The sequence below is a fragment of the Thermoanaerobaculia bacterium genome, assembly GCA_035717485.1.
In the GTDB taxonomy this organism is placed as follows: Bacteria; Acidobacteriota; Thermoanaerobaculia; order UBA5066; family DATFVB01; genus DATFVB01.
Window position 1 is genome coordinate 1 of record DASTIQ010000291.1, and the last position, 20,200, is coordinate 20,200.

Consider the following 20,200-nt stretch of genomic DNA (forward strand, 5'->3'; position numbering starts at 1 on the left):
AGACGTGGCTCGCGGACCTGCCCGAAGACTAGTCGCGAGCGGCCCGTCGGCCGGCGACTCGCGAATCGAAGGAAAGTCCCGGCCCGTTTCGCCCTCCGGGTTCTGATCCGCGGCCCGCGACTCACGGCTCGCGATCAGCCGCTGGCGCCCGAGTCGTGAGCCGCGACTCGCGACTCCCGACTCGCGACCCGTGACTCCGTTACCGATATCGCGGCACCGACGGATCCACCTCGCACGACCACGCGTCGATTCCCCCCGCGAGATTGATCGCGCGCGAAAAACCGTTTCGCCTCAGCCAGTCGACGACCATCGCGGACCGCGAACCGTGGTGGCAGAAGACGACGATCTCCCCTTCCGGATCGAGCTCGCCGGCGCGGCCCGGGATCTCCCGCATCGGGATGAGCGTCGCCCCCTCGATCCGCGCGACCGCGTGCTCGGCCGGCTCCCGCACGTCGAGGAACACGACGCCCGGCCGCCCGCGGCGGGCGGACGCCTCGGCGGCGCCGATCGCCGGCGCGTTCAGAATCCCTCCAGGACGCTCGTGACGAGCGACTGCGCGAACCGGTCCGCCTCCGCATCGATCGCGACGTTCTCGAGATCGGAGTAGTTCGAAGCGCCCACGCCGCCCCCCGCCACGTCGTAGTTCTCCCGGAACGCGTAGGCGTCGTTCTTCCAGATCGGCTTCCCCGAAGGGAGCTCGGTCAGGGCGACCTTCGCCGTGATCTCGATCTGGTAGCGGGTGGCGCGCCCCAGGCTGTCGGCGGCCACCGGATTGAGGGCGAATCCGATGATCTCGCCGGAAAGCTCGGCGTCGCCGTCCCCCTCCTTCGCCGAGACGGAGAACCGGCCGCGCGCGGCGAGCTCCCGCGCGACCGCCGCCGAGAGCCGCTGCTCGAGGCCGATGCGCGGCGTGGAGTTCTTGAACGGGGGAAACGCGATCCGCTTGATCGTGTCGGGGAGGAGGCTCCCGCGCCCGACGAGCGTGTATCCGCACCCGGCCGACAGGACGGCGAGCGCGACGGAGACGACGGCGGCGAGCGCGGGAGAGGACGACGCGGAGATCCCGAGCTTCCGCGCTCGGCCGGCGGCGGCCCTCACCGGTGCGCCGGGATCCGGACGTTCATCGGACGACCACGTTGACGAGCCGATCCGGCACGAAGATCACCTTCACGCGTTCCTTGCCCGCCATCCACTTCGCGATCGATTCCGACCCCTCCGCCGCGCGAAGGACCTCCGCCTCGACGGCGCCGCGCGGCAGCGCCACCTGCCCCCGGAGGCGCCCGTTGACCTGCACGGCGAACTCCACGGTTTCGTCGCGCGCGAGCGCCGGATCGAAAGCCGGCCAGCTGCCGGCGAGGAGCGTCCGCCGCCCCCCGAGCCTTTCGTTCAGCTCCTCGGTCAGATGGGGCGCGACCGGGTGCGCGAGCGCGACGAGCGTCCGCGCCGCCGCGTATTTCTCGGCTGCCGGAGCCCCGTCGTCGGCGACGAGCTCCACGACCTCGCGGAGGTACTCCATCAGGTGCGCGACGGCCGTGTGGAACGAGAACGCCTCGAAATCCTGCGTCACCTTGCGGATCGCGGCATGGCGGGCGCGTTCCGCCCGGGACGCCGGCCGGCCGGGCGTTTCCGCCCCCGGGGGCGCGACGCCCTCGATGAGCCGGTCGACGGTGGCCCGGAGACGCGCGAGGAAGCGTTCCGCGCCGGCGATCCCCTGGTCGCTCCACTCCGCCTCGAACTCGGCCGGCCCGAGGAAGAGCACGTACGTCCGGACGGCGTCCGCTCCCTTCGCGGCGATCAGCGGATCGAGCGAAACCGCGTTCCCGCGCGATTTCGACATCTTTTCGACGCGCCCCCCCGGGCTGATGCGCGTGATCATCCCCTGGTTGAACAGCGCCGCGAAAGGCTCGTCGACGTCGACGAGTCCCATCTTCCGCATGACGCGGGCGAAGAAGCGCGCGTAGAGAAGGTGGAGGATCGCGTGCTCGATTCCCCCGACGTACTGCGTGACGGGCGTCCACCGGCGCGCGATCGCCGGGTCGAAGGGCGCCTCCCCGTCGTGGGGGTCGAGGTACCGAGCGTAGTACCAGGACGAATCGACGAATGTGTCCATCGTGTCGGTCTCCCGCCGCGCGGGGCCGCCGCAGGCGGGGCAGGTCGTGCGGACGAACGCGTCCACCTTCTCGAGGGGATTCCCGCCCTTCCCGGTGAAGGGCGCGTCCGGAGGGAGCACGACCGGGAGATCCGCCGCGGGAACGGGAACCCAGCCGTCCTTCTCGCAGCGGATCATCGGAATGGGCGTTCCCCAGTAGCGCTGACGGGAGATGAGCCAGTCGCGGAGCCGATACGTCACGCGGGCGCGGCCGCTCCCGTTCCGCTCCAGGGTCGCGATCGCCTTCGCCACCGCCTCCGGCCCGTTCGGCGTTCCGTCCCATTCGCCGGAACGATAGAGGTACCCGGAATCCGGCGAGGCCTCGCTCATGTCCGCCGGGTCGATCTCCCCTTCCCGGGTCCGATAGACCGGCCGGACGGGAAGCCCGAACTTGCGAGCGAACTCGAAATCGCGCTGGTCGTGCGCGGGGACCGCCATGATCGCCCCCGTGCCGTAGTCGGGAAGGACGAAATTCGCGAGCCAGATCGGCAGCGCCTCGCCGTTGACCGGGTTGACGGCCGAAAATCCCGTCGCGAGCCCCTCCTTCTCGGCGCTCTCGGCCTCGCGGGAAATCCGCGATTCCCGGCGCACGCGGGCGACGAATTCCTCGATGCCCGCCCGGTCCGGGCTCCGTTCGGCGAGCCGCGCGACGAGGGGATGCTCGGGGGCGAGGGCGAGGAACGTGGCGCCGTAGAGGGTGTCGGGGCGGGTCGTGAAGACCGTGAGCGTCTCGCCGACCGCGGGCACGACGAAATCGACCTCGGCCCCGACGCTCCGGCCGATCCAGTTCCGCTGCATCGTGAGGACCTTCTCCGGCCATTTCCCCTCGAGCGCGTCGAGCCCGGCGAGGAGCGATTCCGCCTCCTCGGTGATCCGGAAGAACCACTGCTCGAGCTCGCGCTGGACGACGGCGCTCTTGCAGCGATCGCAGAACCCTCCTTCCGCCTGTTCGTTCGCGAGCACGGTCTCGCACGAAGGGCACCAGTTGACGGGCGCCTTCTTCCGGACCGCGAGGCCGCGCTCCCACATCCGGAGGAAGAACCACTGGTTCCAGCGGTAGTACTCCGGCTCGCAGGTCGCGATCTCCTTGCTCCAGTCGTAGAGGACTCCCCAGGCCCGGAACTGCTCCTTCATCGCCGCGATGTTGGCGAGCGTCGACTGCCGCGGCGGGATGCCGACCTGGATCGCGTAGTTTTCCGCCGGGAGACCGAAGGCGTCCCACCCCATCGGGCAGAACACGGTCTCGCCGCGCTGGCGCCAGAACCGATGCAGGGCGTCGGTCAGGAAATAGGTTCGCGCGTGCCCGACGTGGAGTCGGTCGCCCGACGGATAGGGAAGCATGACGAGCAGGTAGACGCCCCGGACGGCGGGATCCGCCGTATCCACGAACGCGACGCGTTCCTCTTCCCAGCGGCGGCGCCATTTCGCCTCGATTTCGTGGATGTCGGACATGAGCCAGCCAATTTAAGCGAGGAGGGGCCGCGATTCAAGCGCTCCTCGCCCCGCGGCCTACTTCGGATCCGCGCGGAGAAGGCGAAGTATCGCCGCCGGAATTTCGCCCAGCGGCCGCACCTCGTCGATCGCTCCCGACAGCGCCGCTTCGCGGGGCATTCCGAACACGACCGCCGATTCCTCCGATTCGGCGATCGTGCGGCCGCCCGAAGCGCGGATCGCGACGACGCCCTCGCGCCCGTCGCTCCCCATTCCGGTCAGGATGACGCCGAGCGCGCCCGCGCCGGCGGCGGCGGCGGCGCTCCGGAAGAGGCGGTCGACCGACGGCGAAAAGAGGTCCCGCGGCGCCCGCTCCTCGACGCGGGCCCTCCACGAACCGTCGTCGCGCGCGATCTCCAGGTGCGCTCCTCCGGGAGCTACGTAGGCGCGGCCGGGGTGAAGAGCCTGCCCCGCATGAGCCTCGACGACCGGGAACCGGGCGACCCGCGTCAACCTTTCCGCGAACAGTCCCGTGAAGCCCGCCGGCATGTGCTGGGCGACGACCACCGGGCAGGCGAGCGGCGGAAGCGCGGCGAACAGCGCCGTCAGGGCCGCGGGCCCGCCGGTCGACGCTCCGATCACCAGCAGCGCCGAAGCGCCGGAAGCGATCGGCGCGGCCGGAGGCACCGGCCGACGAGGCGCAGCGGCGCGGGGCGGACGCGCCTCGGCGATCGCGCGGATCTTCGCGATCAGCACCGATTCGAGCCGTTCGTACTCGAGCGACGCGTGGGCCTGCGGCTTCAGGACGAAGTCGACGGCGCCGAGATCGAGCGCCCGGAAGACGTCGTCCCGCCCCTGCCGCGAGGACACGACGATCGCCGGAACGGGAAGGTTCGCGGCGAGCCAGCGGAGAACCGCGAACCCGTCGAGTCCCGGCATCTCGAGGTCGAGCGTCACGACGTCCGGGCGATGCGCGAGCGCGAGGCGGATCGCTTCTTCTCCCCGGGTCGCCGTCGCGACGACCTTCAATTCCGGATCCCGCTGGATCATCCGGGAGATCGTCACCCGCGAGAACGCGCTGTCGTCGACGACGAGAACCCGGATCATTTGCGGTACGCGAGGTCGTGCGACAGGTGCCGGAGCCGGAACGGCGTGGAGAACGCCACGAGAGACTCGACGCGCCCGAGGAACAGGTGGCCTCCGGGGAGCAGGCGGTCGTGCAGGGACGTGACGACCGACCGCTTCGCTCCTTCGGCCAGATAGATGAGGACGTTCCGGCAGAAGATCACGTGGAACCGCGGCAGCGCCGCGAGCCGCGCGCCTTCGACGAGGTTGACGCGTCCGAAGGCGACGCGGCCACGGACCTCCTCGCGCAGCCGCAGCCGGCCGGGCGCTTCTTCCTCGAAGAACCGGTTCCGCCGTTCGGGAGACGTCTGCCGGAACGCGTTCTCCCGGAAGATTCCGGCCCGCGCGCGCGCCAGACTCGCCATGGAAAGATCGCTCCCGAAGATCTCGACGGAGTGCCGTGCGAAGAAGCCCTTCTCCTCGAGGAGCATCGCGATCGTGTAGGGCTCCTCTCCCGACGCGCACCCGGCGCTCCAGATGCGGAGCGGACCCGCCTCCCCCTGGGCTTCCCACTCCGGCAGGAGATCCTCGGTGAACGCGGCGAGCTGTTCCGATTCGCGGAAGAAATACGTTTCCGGATTCGTCACCCGATCGATCAGCGCGTCGAATTCCGCCTCCTCGCCCGGCCCGTAGCGGAGGCGGTAGAGGTAGGCCCGGGGGCCGTCGAGGCGCAGCTCCTCGACGCGATGCCGAACCCTCGCCTCCAGGAGAAAGCGATTCGACTCCGTGAAATCGATCCCGCTCCGGGCGCGGATCATGTCCGCGAAGACGCGATAGAGATCGTTAGGGAACGGCCCGTGGCCGTTGGCCGTCACGGCGCCGCGTCGGCCCGAAGCACCTCGGAGAGGATCGCCGCGCGCCGCGGGTCGGCTTCCCTCCACGCGCGTTCGACCGCGCCCGGAAACTTCCGGCGGAAACGCAAGAGCGCGGCCGCGAGCTCCTCCGCGATCGCCTCCCGGGAGAGCGCCTCCACGACGGTGGCCACGTCCGTCTCGACCGCGATCGCCTCCAGGGCCGTCAGGGCCGAGCGGGCGACCAGATCGTCCGGGTCCTCGAGCAGGGCGCGGCGGAGGACCGGCCGCCGGTCGTACCGGGCGCGCCGGCCGATCGCTTCGAGCGCCGTCGCCCGGAGCCGCCAGTCTCCGTCGGACGTCCGCCGCTCGATCTCCCTCTCGGCAGCCGGCTCCCTCGACTCCGCCGCGGCGGCGAGCGCCGCCTGCCGGACCTCGGCGTCGGGATCGTCGAGGGCCGCCGATATCGCCTCCCACGCCTCGACCCCGCCGATCCCGCCGAGTGCCTCGAGGGATGCGATGCGCTCGGGCGGCTCGCCGCGCGCGGCGATCTCGCGCAGGCGGCGCGCCGCCTCGTCCCCCCGCAGCGCGCCGAGGCATCGACACGCGGCCGCGCGGACCCAGAGATCGTCGTCCTCCAGCGACGCGAAGATCGCGTCGCGGTGCCGGGAGACGCGCCCCGAAGCGCACAGCGCCTGGACGGCCGCCTGGCGCACGTGGGCGCTCTCGTCGGCGAGCGCGTGCTCGAGGACCGCATCGGTCGCGGGATCGTGTTCCCGCGAGGCGATCGCGACCGCGCGGCCGCGGACGACGGCGTCCTCGTCCTTGCTCGCGGAGAGCAGGCGGGTCCGGAAGTCCTCGCCGCCGAGCCCGGCGAGGAGGGTGAGCGCGTTCGCGCGGGTCAGCCCGTCGGCGGCCCCGATCGCGCGCCCGAGCCGCTGCCGGAGCGGCTCCCGCGCCTCCGGATGGGCCCGCGGGATCGACTCGAGCGCCTCGACCGCGGCGGCGTCGACGCCGGCGTCCCCGTCCCCGAGATGCGCGACCAGATAGTCGATCGCGCGCGGATCACCGATCCGCCCGAGGAGCTCGACCGCGTCGCGGCGGACCGGCGGAGAATCGTGCTCCAGGACCGCGAGAACGGGAAAGACCATCGCAGACGACGGATGGCGCCCGAGGAGCCGGATCGCGAGCTCTATTTTCCGCTCGTCCGCGGCCGGGGACAGGAGAGCGGTCAAGGCGGGAATCGCCGCTTCCCCGAAGTCCTCCAAACCGTGCTCGGCCGCCTCCGCGGAATCGCGCGAAAGCTCCGCGATGAGGAGAGGCAGCGAATCGGGATCGCCGAGCCACCCGAGCGCCCGGAGCAGGTCGGCCTTGCGGTCCCGCCTCTCCGTCTTCTTCAGGGCGAGCGCGAACGCCCCGGCCGCGCCCGGCGGAGCGTTCTCCCGGAACTTGCGCCGGAGATATTCCCGCTCCCGCCGCGCGAGGAGCGACGGACGGGGAGCGTCGTCGAGGGCGACGAGCGCCCGGAGCAGGGCGAAATCGGGAACGGGAGACGTCGCGAGCCGCGCCGCGAGCAGGTCGATGGCGCCGAACCCGCCGATCGCGCCGGCCGCCTCCAGGACCGCCTTCTTCAGGGCCGGATTCTGGTCGCACGCGACGATCGCCGGGAGCGCGTCGACGGCCCGCAGCCGCCCGAGAGTCTCGATCGCATGGTAGTGCAGCCACGCGTTGTCGCCGGAGAGGACGCGGACCAGGGCGGGGATCGTCTCCGGACGCCGCATCTTGCCGAGGGAAACGATCGCGGCGGATGCCACGTTGACGTCGTCGGAAGCGAGCAGGCCGACGAGCGCCGCCGCGCTCTCCTCGGCCGGAATGTCGCCGAGGATCGTCGCGAGCGCGATCCGGCCGTCGGCGTCGGCGGTCCGGCCGAGCTCGAAGAGGAGGTACGGGAGCGCGCGCACGCCGAAGACGCGCAGGGCCTCGGCGGCGGCGTTTCGCCTCCCGGCATTGGCCTGGTCGTGCAGAGCGGGAATCAGCGCCTGCACGACGCCTTCCGTCGGGTTCGCCTCGAGGCCCTCGATCGCCGCTTTCCGCACGCGCCAGTCCGGGTCTCCGGCGAGCTCCACGAGGATGTCCAGCGCTTCCGGATCGGAACGCTCCATGAGGATCCGCGCGACCTTCTGCCGCACGTCGGAACTCTCGTCGCGGGAGTCGCGGCGCAGCGCCGCGATCAGCTCATCGTCCGCCATGATCCTCCCGGAAGTCGGGGATCTGCGGAGCCGCCGCCCGCGACACCGCGCGCGGCCGGGACTCGGAAACGACGAAGAACGGCGACGGCGAACCCGAAAGCAGGAGGAAACTCTCGGCGCGGGAGGATTCGCCCCTCACCTCGTACGCCTTCCCCCGCCAGAAGGCGAGTCCGTGAGGCGACCCCGGAATCGGGGACACGGCGAGCGGAGGCGTGATCTCGACGATCTCCCCCGCCGGCGCGAATCTCTCGACGCCGTGCGCCGTGAACACGATCCCCAGGTCCTCCGGCGCGCGCGGCGGAGGCTCGCGGAAGTAGCGCAGGATCGCGTCGGCGGCCGCCGTCACGCGGCCCCTCCGGCCGCCGCGGCCCCTGCCGCGTGGCGGAACACCCGCTTCGGGTCGAGGACGAGGACGGCCTCGTCGCCGCGGCCCTGGGAAGCTCCGATCAGGTACGGCGGCGGATCCTGCGTCTCGACGGGACGGACGACGAGCATCTCCTGGCGGAGCACCTGGGAGACCGAGATGGCCGAGGCGTCCGGAAGGAACACGCTGATGCGGTGCGAACCGGCCGCCGGCTCGGCTCCCCGGAGCAGTCGAGACAGCGGGACCGCGCCGTCCCCGGACGCGGCCCGGTCCACCCGCGCGATCGCGGCGAGCGGGAAGGCGTACGGGCGGTCCCCCTCCATCACGACGAGCGCATCGAACACGGCCTGCGCGATCGCGATTTCGATCTCGAAGCGGGTTCCCCGTCCCGGGGTCGACCGCACGCGGATCTCGCCGCGGCGCGCCGCGACCCGCTCCGCGACGAGATCGAGCCCCACGCCGCGGCCCGAGATCTCGGAGACCGCCGCCGCGGTCGAGAAGCCCGGCCGGAACAGGAACGCGCGGGCTTCCTCCTCGGAGGGAAACGCTCCCGGCGCGACCCATCCGAGCTCGCGGGCGCGAGCGACGACCGCCGCAGTGTCGATTCCCCGGCCGTCGTCGGCGATCGAGAGAACGAGCTTCGAACTGCGAGATCGCGCCATGAGCGTCACCGTCCCGCTCTCGGGCTTTCCGGCCGCGCGCCGTTCGGCGGGCGTTTCGATCCCGTGATCGACGGCATTTCGGACGATGTGGAGGAGCGGGTCGGCGAGATCCTCCGCGAGCGAGCGGTCGATCTCCGACTCGCCGCCGACGACGCGGAAGGCCGCCTTCTTCCCCGAAGCGTCGAGGATTCGCCGGGCGGCCCGGCTCAGCCGGTCGGCGAGGAGCGAGATCGGCACGGTCCGGATCGCGGCCGCCTGGCGGGCGAGGCGCTCCAGAGATCCATCGAGCGCGCCGCGCACCCGCGCCGCCTCGACCCGGCGCGCGGGGGGAAGCTCCTGCTCGACGCGGAAGAGCTCTTCCGCGAGCTTCCGGAAACGCGCCCGCGCCTCGTCCACCTCCGCGAGGAGGCTGTCCAGGCGAGACGCTTCGAGCCGCACCGTCCGGACCGGGGCCGCCCGGGGCGGTTCCTCCCTCGGGACGGGCGCCTTCTCCGGGAGGCGCGAAATGCACCGAACGCGGGCGTTCTCCGGAAGGCCGCCGGGAGGCTCCCCGAGAGCGACGAGGAGCTGGACCGCGAGGCGCTCGGCGGAGAACCCCTCCACCTGCGGGAGGGTCGCGATCCACTCGCCGGAGGCGTTCACCCGGGCGCCCAGCGCCTTGAGCGCGCTCTCGAACGCGTCGAGAGGGAACGCGACGTCGATCGTCCAGATCGGGGTGCCCGACGCCACGTGCGCGCGGAGGCGGCTCTCCTCGTACTCGGAGAGGCAGGAGAGCGTCCGCTCCGGAAGGTCGACGGCCGCCGAGAGCGGCGAACGCGCCGGCGCGGCGGATTCCGCCCGGAGCGCGGCGAGCGGAGCCAGAGCGTCTCCGGCGGAGAATCCCGCGTCGTCTCCCGACCGCGCCGAGGCGGCGATCGCCGCTTCGAGACGGAGGAGGAACCGCTCGAGGGCCTCGGCGATCCGGGGAGACCATGGAATCTTCGAGAGCCGGATCGCATCCAGGAGGCTCTCCGCCTCGTGCAGCGCCCCCGCGAAACGGGAGAAGCCCTTCAATCCGGCGAGACCCTTCAGCGAGTGAACGGCGCGAAACAGCTCGTTGATCTCCCCGATCCGGGGGGCGCGACCGAGCGAGAGCACCGAGCGCGCGGTCTCGATGCGCTCGCCCGCCTCGGCCGAGAAGTCGATCGAATCGCGCTTCATGCGGAACGCGGCGCGGCCCCGAGGAGACGCTCGACGGCGGAGGTGATTTCCTCGGGCGTGAACGGCTTGCGCACGTACTCCTGGGATCCGAGCGCCAGCGCCCGCCGCACGTCCGATTCCGCCACCTCGGTGGACACCACGAGGATCGGAATCGTCCGGTACTGCGGATGGCTCTTCAGGAATCCGATCAGCTCGAGGCCGTTGATGTCGGGCATGTTCACGTCGGTCACGATCGCGTCGAAGATGTGCCGCGGCAGGAGGCGGAGGGCCTCGAACCCGGAGGAGGCCTCGAACACCTCGCGCCGGTCCGGATCGTCCAGCGCCGCCACGATCAGCGATCGGGTCGCGTCGGAATCCTCGACGACCAGAATGCGCTTGATCATCGCGGCTCCGCCGACAGGACGTCGAGCCGGAGGTCCCCCGGGCGGGTCCACGACCGCCGCGCGAACGCGACGTAGCGGGCGTCGATCCCGCCGCGGGTCGCGAGCGGATCCTCGAACGTCCAGCCGGTATCGGGATAGAAGACCTGCACCCACCGGTGGTACACGCCCGACAGCTCCGGCGAGTAGCCCGGCGCGGAAGCCTCGGTCACGAGCACGCCCTGCACGGTCGCGGCCGGGATTCCGGCGCGGCGCAGGAGGTCCACCGCGAGCTCGGCGAAGCCGACGCAATAGGCCCGCCGCGAAACGAACACGGCCGCGGGATCCTGCGGAAGTCCGCGATCGGGGTCGTAGACGATCGACGTCCGGATCCAGTCGAGAATCGCGCGGACCGCATCGCGCTGGAGCCGCTTCCCGCCCGCGAGCTCGCCGGCGACCCGATCCCGTTCGGCCGAAGGCGCGGGCGCCGGTCCGGCGAGCTCCGCCGCGCGCGGCGCGCGGCTCGCCGGACGCGACCCGGACGCCTTCACGACGAGCCGGACCCCCGAGCGTTCCGGAAACGCCTGCAGCGAGTAACCGTCGACGTCGAACTGGTCGAAGAGGGACGCGTCCCGCCCGCGCGCGAAATACACGGCCGTGCCTCCCGGCGCCGCGGCCGCGCGCGGAACGGCGACCGCGGAGGCCGTCGCCGCGAAGGCCGCCGCCGCGGCCGCCGCGGAAAGCCGGTTCACGGCTCCTCCGCGCCCGCGGGGGACTTCAACACGCCGTCGAGGATTCCGTTGATGAACTGGGACGACCGCGGCGTGGAGAACCGCTTCGCGATCTCGAGGGCCTCGTCGATGACGACGGGCGCCGGAGTTTCCGGCTCGTGCCGGATCTCGTAGAGCGCCATGCGCAGGATGTTCCGGTCGACCGCCGGCATTCGCTCGATCCTCCAGTTGTCCGCCTGCCGCGTGATCAGGTCGTCGATCTCCGGCCGGTGCTCGAGAGTTCCGACGACGAGCCGCTTCGCATATTCGCGCGTCGAATCGGCGGCGTGCCGCCATTCCTGGAAATGCCCGAACATCTCCTCCGGAGGAGCACCCGTGAGGTCGTTCTCGAAGAGCATCTGGAGCGCGAGCTCCCGGGCGCGGCGGCGCGAGCCCATCAGCGCGCTCCCGCCCGGGGCCGGGCGGCGGACCGGCCGTTCCGGCGAAGTCGCGCCATCGCGATCGCGGCGCGAGCGGCCTCCCGCCCCGCGTTGCCCTCTTTTCCGCCCGCCCGGGCGAGCGCCTGCGCGCGGTCGTCGCAGGTGAGGACGCCGAACGCGATCGGGACGTCCTGCGCCGCGTTGAGGTGCGCGAGGGCAGACGCGACGGACCGGGAGAGCACGTCGAAGTGAGGCGTGTCGCCGCGGATCAGGCACCCGAGGGAAACCACCGCGGAGCGCGAACGGCGGACTTCCCACCGGCAGGCGGAGACGAGCTCGAAGGATCCCGGAACCCGGACGACGGCGACCTCCCGTGCTCCCGCCTCCCGGAGAGCGGAAAGCGCGCCGTCGAGGAGGCGATCGGTGACGTCGGCGTTCCAGCGCGCGGCGACGACCGCGAAGCTCAGGCCCTTCGCGTCGAGGGGTTCGGGGTCTGGCAATGAACCTTTTCGCATCCGGCGCGGACCCGATTGTAGCAGAGGGCCCTCGCGGGCGCGGTCAATGTCCGGCGCGGGAGAAGAGCGCGTCGATCCCTTCCGCTTCTCCGAAATTCTCCCGGAAACGCGAAAGGAACTCGCCGGGCGAGAAGCGCGGCGGCTGGGGACCCAGCGCCTCCAGGCAGTAGACGGCGGCGACCGAGGCGATCCGGCCGGAGAGCTCCCAGGGGAAACCGCGGAGCATCCCCGCCAGAAGGGCCCCGCGATACGCGTCGCCGACTCCGGTCGGGTCCACGGCCTCCCCGCGAAGACGCGCGGGCGGGATCTCGCGTCGCTCGTCCGCCGTGCGGATCGTGGAGCCTTCCGGCCCGTGCGTGACGATCAGCGCCCCGACCTCGGCCAGGAGATCGTCCTCCGAGAGGCCGGTCTTCTGCGCCACGATCCCGAACTCGTAGTCGTTGCAGATCAGGACCGCCGCCCCCGAAAGGCCGTCCCGCAGTTCCTCCCCCGAGAGCCGGGCGACCTGCTGCGAGGGGTCGTAGAGGAACGGGACGCCCGCCGCGCGGCACTCCCGCGGATAGCGGACCATGGCCTCGGGAGCGTTCGGCGAGACGATCACCCAGGCCGGCGAACCGTCCCCGTCGAAGAGCGGGAGCTCCCCCGCCCGCCCCATCGCGCCCGTGTAGAACGAGGCGATCTGGTTCTGGTCGCGGTCGGTCGAAACGAAGAACGAGGCGGTGAAGACGTCGTCGTGGATCCGCAGGGCCGAGACGTCGATCCCCTGCCCCGCGAGCCAGTCCCGGTAGTCCGCGGCGTCCCGGCCCGCCGAGGCCACGATCCTCGGGCGGTCCCCGAACTGCGCGAGACCGTAGGCGATGTTCGGAGCGCACCCGCCGCGGACCCGCCGCATCTCGTCGACGAGGAAAGAGACCGAGATCCGGTGGAGGCGATCCGGGAGGAAGTGCTCGAGGAACCGGCCGGGGAAGGTCATCAGGTAGTCGTACGCGACGCTCCCGGTGACGACGACGGAGCGCCGCGTCAAGAGAGCCGGCTCCCGAGGATCGGGGCGAGATCGGCCCGGACGCGCTCGGGAACGAGCGCGGGATCGGTCACGATCGCGAAACGGAGCGCGTCGCGGCAGCCGCAGCGCCTCGCCGGGTCGACGCGCGCGACGGCGTCGCGGAGGGCCCGCCCGGCCATCTCCGCGTTCCCGCGAAGGACCGCGAGCACCGCGTCGACCGAGACGTCCTCGGTCGCCTCGCGCCAGCAGTCGTAATCCGTCACGAGCGCCATCGTCCCGTAGCAGATCTCCGCTTCGCGGGCGAGCTTCGCCTCGGTGAGATTCGTCATCCCGATCACGCTCGCCCCCCAGGAGCGGTAGAGGTGCGACTCCGCGCGCGTCGAGAAAGGCGGGCCTTCCATGCAGACGTAGGTCCCCCCCTCGTGCACCACGGCGCCCGCGGACCGCGCGGACGCGGCGAGAACCGCGGAGACCGACGGACAGACCGGATCGGCGAGCGAGACGTGGCCGACGATTCCCTCGCGGAAGAAGGTGTCCACGCGCGAGCGCGTCCGGTCGATGAACTGGTCCGGAACGCAGACGTGCGACGGCGCGAGATCCTCCCGGAGACTTCCGACGGCGGACGCGGAGAGGATCGCGTCGCATCCGAGTGTCTTGAAGGCGTACACGTTCGCCCGGTACGGAACTTCGGAGGGCGAGATCCGGTGCCCCCGGCCGTGCCGCGCGAGGAAAGCGACCGGAATCCCCGAGAGCTCCCCGAGAACGAGGGCATCCGAGGGATCGCCGAAGGGAGTCCGGATACGGCGCTCCTCGCGCGCCGAGAGGCCGGGCATGTCGTAGAGTCCGCTCCCCCCGAGAATCCCGATGCGCGCCGTCATGCGCAAATCCTCGCGCTCATCTCCGCCTTCACGCCACGTTCCTTGGCGGCTTCACGCCACCGTCCTCTGATGCTCTTCGATCGCCGCGACGACGTCGAGAGCGAGAGCGAGAGCCGCGCGGCCGTCCGCGCCCGACACGAGGGCCGGGGCCTCCCCCCGGCACGCCGCCGCGAAACCGGCGAGCTCGCGCCGCAGCGGCTCCTCGCGCTCGACCGGCACGATCGCCGGAACGATCGTCGGCCGCCCGTCCGGACCCGGACTCAGGCGCACGGCGCCGATCTCCTGTGTTCCCATGTCGATCGACACGTAATGGGCCGGTGCGAACACGCGGAACTTCCGGACTTTGTCGGCCGAGACGCGGGACGCCGTCAGGTTCGCGACGCAGCCTCCGGCGAACGCGATCCGCGCGTTGGCGATGTCGATCCTCGGCGTCAGCACCGCGACGCCGGCCGCCCGCACCTCGACCACGGGCCTCGCGACGATCGCCTGCGCGATCTGCAGATCGTGAATCATCAGGTCGAGCACGACGTCGACGTCGAGCGAGCGCGCGGTGAAGACGCCGAGGCGGTGCGTTTCGATGAACCGCGCTCCCGCCGCGAGCGGCAGCGCCGCCTCGACGGCAGGATTGAACCGCTCGATGTGCCCGACCTGGAGAACGAGGCGGCGCCGCGAGGCCCGGCGAATCAGGTCGTCGGCCTCGGCGAGCGTCGCGGTCATCGGTTTTTCCACGAGCACGTGCCGGCCCGCATCGAGGGCCGCCGCCGCGACGTCCCGGTGGGCGACCGTCGGGGTCGCGACGACGACGGCGTCCGAGGCGTCGATCAGCGCGTCGAGGGAGTCGAGCGCCGGAACGCCGAATTCGGCGGCGACTTCGGCGGCCCGGCCGGGCCGCGCGTCGTAGACGCCGGCCGGCCGGATGCCTTCGAGACCCGTGAGCACGCGCGCGTGGTGACGTCCGAGGGAACCGACCCCCGCGACGCCGACGGCGAGCGCGCCGCTCACTTGTGAACGCCCCGCTTCGCCGAGCGAACGAACCCGGCCACGTACGCGGCGTCGGGATCGCCCGGAAAATCCTCTTCGATGCGCTCGAGCGCCTGCGACGTGTTCCACTTCGGCGACGTGAGGCGCCGGAAGATCTCCTTGAGCCGCTCGATCCGCTCTTCGGAGAATCCCTTCCGCTTCAGCCCGATCGTGTTCACTCCGTACGTCTTCACGACGTCGGTGCCGACCGTCTTCACGAAGGGAAGGACGTCCTGCGCCGCGCGGGTCATCGCGCCGACGAAAGCGTGCCGGCCGACCCGGGAGAACTGCTGGACCGCGCAGAAAGCCTCGAGGATCGCGTCGTCGCCGATCTCGACGTGTCCCGCGAGGGCCGCGTAGTTGGCGAAGATCGTGCGGGAGCCCACCTGGCAGTCGTGCGCGATGTGGATGTAGGCCATCAGGTAGTTCTCGTCGCCGATCCTCGTCACGCCTCCTCCGCCGGCGGTGCCGCGGTGGACCGTCAGGAACTCGCGGAAGACGTTCCGCGCGCCGACGCGGAGCTCCGTCTTCTCGTCGCGGTATTTCAGATCCTGGGGAGCGAGCCCGAGCGCCGCGTGCGGGAAGATGCGGTTGCCCTCCCCGAAGAAGGCCGGCCCTTCGATCACCGCGTGCGCGCCGACCCGGCACCCGGACGACAGGGTGACGTCGTCGCCGACGACGGCGTAGGGGCCGATCTCCACCCCGTCGGCGACTTCGGCCTTCGGAGAGACGAGCGCGGTCGGATGGATCATGCGCCCGGCGCCTCGACGATCGAGGACAGGATCACCGCTTCCGCGCACAGCTTGCCGTCGACGAGCGCGCGTCCCCGCGCCTTGCACAGGCGGAGCTTCGCCGAGACGATCTCGAGCTCGAGGCGGAGCTGGTCTCCGGGGATCACGGGCCGCCGGAACTTGCAGGCGTCGATTCCGGTGAAGTACGGGATCTTGTTCCCCCGGTCCGGCACGGAACCGAGGAGACAGACGGCGGCCGTCTGGGCCATCGCTTCGACGACGAGCACGCCCGGCATCACGGGATTTCCCGGAAAGTGGCCCTGGAAGAACTCCTCGTTGATCGAGACGTTCTTGAGCCCGACCGCGCGTTTCCCGGGCTCCATCTCCAGGATCCGGTCGACGAGGATGAACGGGTACCGGTGCGGGATGATCCGAAGGATCTCGTGGATCGAGAGCTCCATCACTCCTCCTTGTCCGTTCGCGCCTCGAGAGCCCGGACCCGGTCGAAGAGCTCCGGCAGCCGGTCGGCCGCCGCCTCGCGGCGAAGGAAGTCCGCGTGGGGCTCGGCCGGCATCCCCGACACGACCGCCCCGGGTTCGACCTCGCGCATCACGCCCGCCTGGGCCGTCACGATCGCGCGATCGCCCACGACCATCCGATCGGCGACGCCGACCTGCCCCGCGAGGGTCGCCCCGCTGCCGATCCTCGCCGACCCGGCGATCCCCGTCTGTCCGCAGATGATCGCGTGCTCGCCGACGACGACGTTGTGGCCGATCTGCACGAGATTGTCGATCTTCGTTCCGCGCCCGATCCGCGTTTCGGTGAGCGCCGCCCGGTCGATGCAGGCATTGGCTCCCACGTCGACGTCGTCCTCGAGCACGACGATCCCGATCTGCGGGATCCGCCGGTGGGCCGAACCGTCCCACACGTAGCCGAAACCGTCGGCCCCGATCACGGCTCCCGCCGCGATCCGGCAGCGGTTGCCGACGCGGCAGGCCGCGGCGACGACGGCTCCCGGCCCGAGGCGCACGTCGTCGCCGAGCTCCGCCCCGGCGCCGACGAACGCGTTCGCTTCCAGGTGACACCGCTCGCCGAGAACGGCTCCGCGCTCGACGACCGCGCCCGGGCCGATCGACGCTCCGGCGCCCACCCTCGCCTCGGGAGAGACGACCGCCGTGGGCGCCCGTCCGGGTTCCGGCCGGGCCTCGGGATGGAGGTGCGCCAGCGCGGCCGCGAACGCCGCGGCCGGGTTCGGATGGACGAGGGCCGGCCGCCCCCCCGCGAGATCGACCGCCGCGACGATCAGCGCCCCCGCCCGGCTCGTGCGCGCCGCCGCCGCGTTCCGGGGCCCCGCGACGAAGCTCATCTCCTCGGGCCCCGCGTCGGCGAGCGGCGCGACCCCGCGGAAGACGAGGTCACCGGGGCCGGCGAGGGTGGCTCCCGTGACCCCGGCGATCTCGGCGAGGGAGAACGGCTTCACCGAATCAGTGGCTGGCGCCCGGCGGCGGAGGCGGCGTCTTCGCGCCCGCCTTCGGGGGCGCGGACGGCTTCGCGGCGGGCGCTTTCGCGGGCTCCTTCACCGGAGGCGCGGTCACCTGGGTGTTGAAGCGGCGCAGCACGTCCTCGGTGATGTCGACCGAATCGTCGGCGTAAACGAGCATCCCCGGCGCGTACTTGTTGAAAATGAGCGTGTAGCCCTTTTCCTTCCCCACCTGATTGATGACGGGGAGAACCCGCTTCTCGAGCTCCGAGAGCTCCCGCTGCTGCGCCTCCTGGACCTCGCGCTGCGCGTCGTCCTGGAAACGCTTGTAGGCGATCCCCTTCTCCTGGTAGTCCTTGTTGAGCTGCTCCCGCTTTTCGTCGGTCATCGACGGGCCCTGATCCGTGAGCCGCTGCTGGAGAGACTGGAGCTCCTTCTGGAGCTTCTCGGAATCCACCTGCTTGGCGTCGATGATCTTCTTGACGCGGCCCTGCGCCTCCTTGCCCGCGGCCGATTCGACGACGAGCTTCTGCACGTCGATGACGGCGATCTTCGGCGTCGCCGTCTGCGCCGCGGCCGGAAGCGCCAGTGCCCCCGCCATCGAGACGATTGCCCAGAACTTCATGCGTTCTCCTTGTTGCGGCGCGAAGCATGCGCGCCCGCGAATGAACGGTCCAACTCTCGCAAAAGCGGGAGGATATCAGAACGTCGTGCCGATCGAGAAGTCAAATCCGCTCTTCTTTTCCTTGAGGCGCGAGATCGGGAAGTCGTACTGGTCGAGCGGCTGGATCGTGTGCAGGTTCCAGGAATAGATGAAGCGCAGCGGCGCCTGGAAAATGGGAAGCACGAGTCGCATCTCGAATCCGACCGAGCTCCGGATGTCGGAGAAGACGAATTGCTGGTGCTCGATCCAGGTGTTCCCGGCGTCGAAGAACGCGAGGAGCTTCACGGGTCCGAGCCTCGCGAAGATGTATTCGACGTTGAGGACGGCGTACTTGTCGCCGCCGAGGATGCGTCCCTGGTCGTCGACGAAGACGTGATGGCCGCTGTCGAGGGGGACGATCGAGCCGATCGGGAATCCGCGGATGTTCTGCTCGCCGCCGAGGGAGAACCGCTCGAAGATCGGGAGATCGTGTCCGGCGATCGGGATGGCATACGCGCCCTCGAAGTGCACGCCGAAGTACTTGTTGTGGAGGAACGGCAGGTACGCCGTCACGCCGGCGCTCGGCTTGACGAAGTAGTTCGATCCGCCGAGACCGGCGTACTCGACCGCGCCGAAGAACCGGTGTCCTCTCGACGGGTCGATCGGGTCGTCCGTCGAATCGTACCGGTAGCCCGGACTGATGTAGGACGTCGTCCCTTCCACCAGCGAGTTCGCCAGAGGCGGAACCGGCGAGCCGGGCGGCACCGGCGCGGGCTGGACGGGATACCGCGAATGGATGCTCTCGAGCCCGTACGTCACCGAGTAGGAGTCGAAGATCCCGACCGCGCGCCCGTAGAAGATCGAGAAGCCCTTCCGGCGGTCGTCGATGTCGAGGTAGGTCGACTGGCGGCTGTAGACCTGTCCGCCGACGGTCTGGTCCTTGTCCCGGAACCACGGAACCGTGTACCCGACGTCGTACAGCTTCGTGACCTTGCCGAGCTGCACGGAGGCCGAGATGATCTCCCCGCGCCCGAGGAAGTTCCGGGTGGCGAAGGAAAACTGCCCGAAGAAGCCGTCGAATCCCGAGTACCCCGCCCCGAAGTTCAGCTCGTTGCGGGAGGTTTCCTCGCCCTTCACCGTCACGTCGACCGTCTTCTTCGTGTTGTCGGGCACGAACGAGGGATCCTCCCCGAGCTTGAAGTAGCCGAGCTGCGAGATCTTCACGACGCTCTTCTTGAACGCGTCCATGTCCAGGACCTGCCCCTCGTCGATCGCGACCTGTCGGCGGAGCACCTTGTCCCGGGTCCCGGTGTTCCCGGTGAATTCGAGTCGCCCCAGGTGGAAGGGATCGCCTTCGTACATGCGCACGACGATATCGACCCGGCGGTCCTTCGTCTGCGCCTGGTACTGCGGCTCGCCGTACCAGTAGATGTATCCCTTCTTCTTGTACTTCGACTCGATCGTCGACAGCGCCTCGGTCATGCGCGCCCGCGACAGCACCGCGCCGGGGTGGCAGTAGCGGAACTCGTGGAGGAGCTCCGCCTTCGGGAACACCTTCGGGTCCCCTTCCTCGAGCGCGACGTCGATCTTCCCGAAGTAGAACTTCTCCCCCTCGACGATCGGGATCGTGATCCGGATCCGCTTGTGGATCTTCTTGGGGTTCTTTTCCGCGGGGTTGTTCGCGTAGATCTCGAGCTGGGGCTCCTTGACGACGACGTCCTTGTATCCGTAATCCTGGTAGAGGTGCTTGATCGACTCGATGTCCTCGTCGAAGTTCGCCTGGTTGTAGACGGTCTTGTCGGAGAGCAGGCGCCAGAACGTATTGACCTTGGTCTTCTTCATCGCGAGTCGGATCCGGTCCGCGGAGAAGACGTGATTGCCCGTGAAACGGATCGCCGCGATCTTGATCTTTTCCCCTTCGTCGATCACGAAGACGAGCTTCTGGTCGGTCGGCGTCTTCCCTTCGACCCGCCAGTCGACCGAGACGCTCCGGAAGCCGTTCTCCTCGTAGGCGTCGCGGACCGCCTGCGCGACCGCGGCGACGTCCTTCATCGAGAGCGGGGCCCCCGTCTTGATCGAGGCCTTCTCCTGGGTGAGCTTGTCCTTGAACTGGGAGACCGAGAGCTTCTTGTTTCCGGTGTACTCGACCGACGTGATCGTCGGCCGCTCCGTGACGGTGACGAAGAGCGTGATCCCCTCCGGCCCCCGGTCCGCGTCGATGCGGACGTCGTCGAAGAGCGCCGAGTTCCAGAGGTTCTCGAAATTCTTGCGGATCTTCGCCGGGTCGTAGGGCTCGCCCACGTGGACGCCGAGGTAATAGAGAACGGTGTCGGGCGAGACGCCGGTCGCGCCGATCACGCGAACGCCGACGATCTTCGGGGCGTTCGGATTCGAGGGCGCCGCCGGGGGCGCCGGCACGGCGGCCGGGGGCGGCGCGGGAGGCGGAACGG

The 20,200-nt window shown here is 70.5% G+C and carries 20 protein-coding genes; all 20 read right to left on the reverse strand.

From position 1 onward, the window contains the following. Positions 1-199 precede the first annotated feature (199 nt). Complete coding sequence (locus VFS34_15225) at positions 200-526, reverse strand: rhodanese-like domain-containing protein (protein HET9795803.1); 327 nt, start codon at positions 524-526, stop codon at positions 200-202. Continuing rightward, positions 520-1,098 carry an LptE family protein gene (locus tag VFS34_15230; GenBank protein ID HET9795804.1) on the reverse strand — a complete coding sequence of 193 codons (579 nt, stop codon included), beginning with the start codon at positions 1,096-1,098 and terminating at the stop codon, positions 520-522. The genes VFS34_15225 and VFS34_15230 overlap by 7 nt, the downstream gene beginning before the upstream one ends. 22 nt (positions 1,099-1,120) lie before the next feature. Next, on the reverse strand, positions 1,121-3,601 hold the full coding sequence (gene leuS / locus VFS34_15235) for a leucine--tRNA ligase (protein ID HET9795805.1): 2,481 nt from the start codon (positions 3,599-3,601) through the stop codon (positions 1,121-1,123). Between the two features lie 57 nt (positions 3,602-3,658). Further along, entirely contained in the window at positions 3,659-4,687 is a 1,029-nt protein-coding gene (gene cheB, locus VFS34_15240) for a chemotaxis-specific protein-glutamate methyltransferase CheB (GenBank protein ID HET9795806.1), read from the reverse strand. Beyond that, entirely contained in the window at positions 4,684-5,520 is an 837-nt protein-coding gene (locus VFS34_15245; GenBank protein ID HET9795807.1) for a protein-glutamate O-methyltransferase CheR, read from the reverse strand. The genes cheB and VFS34_15245 overlap by 4 nt, the downstream gene beginning before the upstream one ends. After that, on the reverse strand, positions 5,517-7,745 hold the full coding sequence (locus VFS34_15250; protein HET9795808.1) for a HEAT repeat domain-containing protein: 2,229 nt from the start codon (positions 7,743-7,745) through the stop codon (positions 5,517-5,519). The genes VFS34_15245 and VFS34_15250 overlap by 4 nt, the downstream gene beginning before the upstream one ends. Then, complete coding sequence (locus VFS34_15255; protein HET9795809.1) at positions 7,732-8,091, reverse strand: hypothetical protein; 360 nt, start codon at positions 8,089-8,091, stop codon at positions 7,732-7,734. The genes VFS34_15250 and VFS34_15255 overlap by 14 nt, the downstream gene beginning before the upstream one ends. Beyond that, positions 8,088-9,971: an ATP-binding protein gene (locus tag VFS34_15260; protein HET9795810.1), complete on the reverse strand. Its 1,884-nt coding sequence runs from the start codon at positions 9,969-9,971 to the stop codon at positions 8,088-8,090. Before VFS34_15260 ends, VFS34_15255 begins: the two co-directional genes overlap by 4 nt. Then, the gene (locus VFS34_15265) at positions 9,968-10,354 is read right to left on the reverse strand and encodes a response regulator (protein HET9795811.1); all 387 of its coding nucleotides are present in this window, start codon (positions 10,352-10,354) and stop codon (positions 9,968-9,970) included. The genes VFS34_15260 and VFS34_15265 overlap by 4 nt, the downstream gene beginning before the upstream one ends. Beyond that, complete coding sequence (locus tag VFS34_15270; protein ID HET9795812.1) at positions 10,351-11,082, reverse strand: transglutaminase-like domain-containing protein; 732 nt, start codon at positions 11,080-11,082, stop codon at positions 10,351-10,353. The genes VFS34_15265 and VFS34_15270 overlap by 4 nt, the downstream gene beginning before the upstream one ends. Further along, the gene (gene nusB / locus VFS34_15275; protein ID HET9795813.1) at positions 11,079-11,498 is read right to left on the reverse strand and encodes a transcription antitermination factor NusB; all 420 of its coding nucleotides are present in this window, start codon (positions 11,496-11,498) and stop codon (positions 11,079-11,081) included. Before nusB ends, VFS34_15270 begins: the two co-directional genes overlap by 4 nt. Further along, the gene (ribH, locus tag VFS34_15280) at positions 11,498-11,980 is read right to left on the reverse strand and encodes a 6,7-dimethyl-8-ribityllumazine synthase (protein HET9795814.1); all 483 of its coding nucleotides are present in this window, start codon (positions 11,978-11,980) and stop codon (positions 11,498-11,500) included. Before ribH ends, nusB begins: the two co-directional genes overlap by 1 nt. Before the next feature lie 58 nt (positions 11,981-12,038). Further along, complete coding sequence (locus VFS34_15285) at positions 12,039-13,019, reverse strand: carbohydrate kinase family protein (protein ID HET9795815.1); 981 nt, start codon at positions 13,017-13,019, stop codon at positions 12,039-12,041. Next, positions 13,016-13,876: an S-methyl-5'-thioadenosine phosphorylase gene (gene mtnP / locus VFS34_15290; protein ID HET9795816.1), complete on the reverse strand. Its 861-nt coding sequence runs from the start codon at positions 13,874-13,876 to the stop codon at positions 13,016-13,018. Before mtnP ends, VFS34_15285 begins: the two co-directional genes overlap by 4 nt. 51 nt (positions 13,877-13,927) lie before the next feature. Continuing rightward, complete coding sequence (locus VFS34_15295) at positions 13,928-14,878, reverse strand: Gfo/Idh/MocA family oxidoreductase (protein HET9795817.1); 951 nt, start codon at positions 14,876-14,878, stop codon at positions 13,928-13,930. After that, a complete protein-coding gene (gene lpxA, locus VFS34_15300; protein HET9795818.1) occupies positions 14,875-15,648 on the reverse strand; it encodes an acyl-ACP--UDP-N-acetylglucosamine O-acyltransferase in 774 nt (257 codons plus the stop codon). The genes VFS34_15295 and lpxA overlap by 4 nt, the downstream gene beginning before the upstream one ends. Continuing rightward, a complete protein-coding gene (gene fabZ, locus VFS34_15305; GenBank protein HET9795819.1) occupies positions 15,645-16,088 on the reverse strand; it encodes a 3-hydroxyacyl-ACP dehydratase FabZ in 444 nt (147 codons plus the stop codon). The genes lpxA and fabZ overlap by 4 nt, the downstream gene beginning before the upstream one ends. Continuing rightward, positions 16,088-17,107, reverse strand: coding sequence for a UDP-3-O-(3-hydroxymyristoyl)glucosamine N-acyltransferase (gene lpxD, locus VFS34_15310; GenBank protein HET9795820.1), 1,020 nt, complete (start codon positions 17,105-17,107; stop codon positions 16,088-16,090). Before lpxD ends, fabZ begins: the two co-directional genes overlap by 1 nt. Before the next feature lie 4 nt (positions 17,108-17,111). Continuing rightward, positions 17,112-17,732 carry an OmpH family outer membrane protein gene (locus tag VFS34_15315; GenBank protein ID HET9795821.1) on the reverse strand — a complete coding sequence of 207 codons (621 nt, stop codon included), beginning with the start codon at positions 17,730-17,732 and terminating at the stop codon, positions 17,112-17,114. Between the two features lie 75 nt (positions 17,733-17,807). Then, positions 17,808-20,200 (reverse strand): outer membrane protein assembly factor BamA (gene bamA / locus VFS34_15320; protein HET9795822.1); only part of this gene is annotated, 2,393 nt, incomplete at its 5' end.

Bases quoted from the DNA above. Each gene is read 5' to 3' on its own strand.
- VFS34_15250 (HET9795808.1), bottom strand. From the start codon at position 7,745: ATGGCGGACGATGAGCTGATCGCGGCGCTGCGCCGCGACTCCCGCGAC.
- leuS (HET9795805.1), bottom strand. From the start codon at position 3,601: ATGTCCGACATCCACGAAATCGAGGCGAAATGGCGCCGCCGCTGGGAA.
- nusB (HET9795813.1), bottom strand. From the start codon at position 11,498: ATGGGCTCGCGCCGCCGCGCCCGGGAGCTCGCGCTCCAGATGCTCTTC.
- fabZ (HET9795819.1), bottom strand. From the start codon at position 16,088: ATGGAGCTCTCGATCCACGAGATCCTTCGGATCATCCCGCACCGGTAC.
- VFS34_15260 (HET9795810.1), bottom strand. From the start codon at position 9,971: ATGAAGCGCGATTCGATCGACTTCTCGGCCGAGGCGGGCGAGCGCATC.
- cheB (HET9795806.1), bottom strand. From the start codon at position 4,687: ATGATCCGGGTTCTCGTCGTCGACGACAGCGCGTTCTCGCGGGTGACG.
- VFS34_15315 (HET9795821.1), bottom strand. From the start codon at position 17,732: ATGAAGTTCTGGGCAATCGTCTCGATGGCGGGGGCACTGGCGCTTCCG.
- VFS34_15265 (HET9795811.1), bottom strand. From the start codon at position 10,354: ATGATCAAGCGCATTCTGGTCGTCGAGGATTCCGACGCGACCCGATCG.
- lpxA (HET9795818.1), bottom strand. From the start codon at position 15,648: ATGATCCATCCGACCGCGCTCGTCTCTCCGAAGGCCGAAGTCGCCGAC.
- mtnP (HET9795816.1), bottom strand. From the start codon at position 13,876: ATGACGGCGCGCATCGGGATTCTCGGGGGGAGCGGACTCTACGACATG.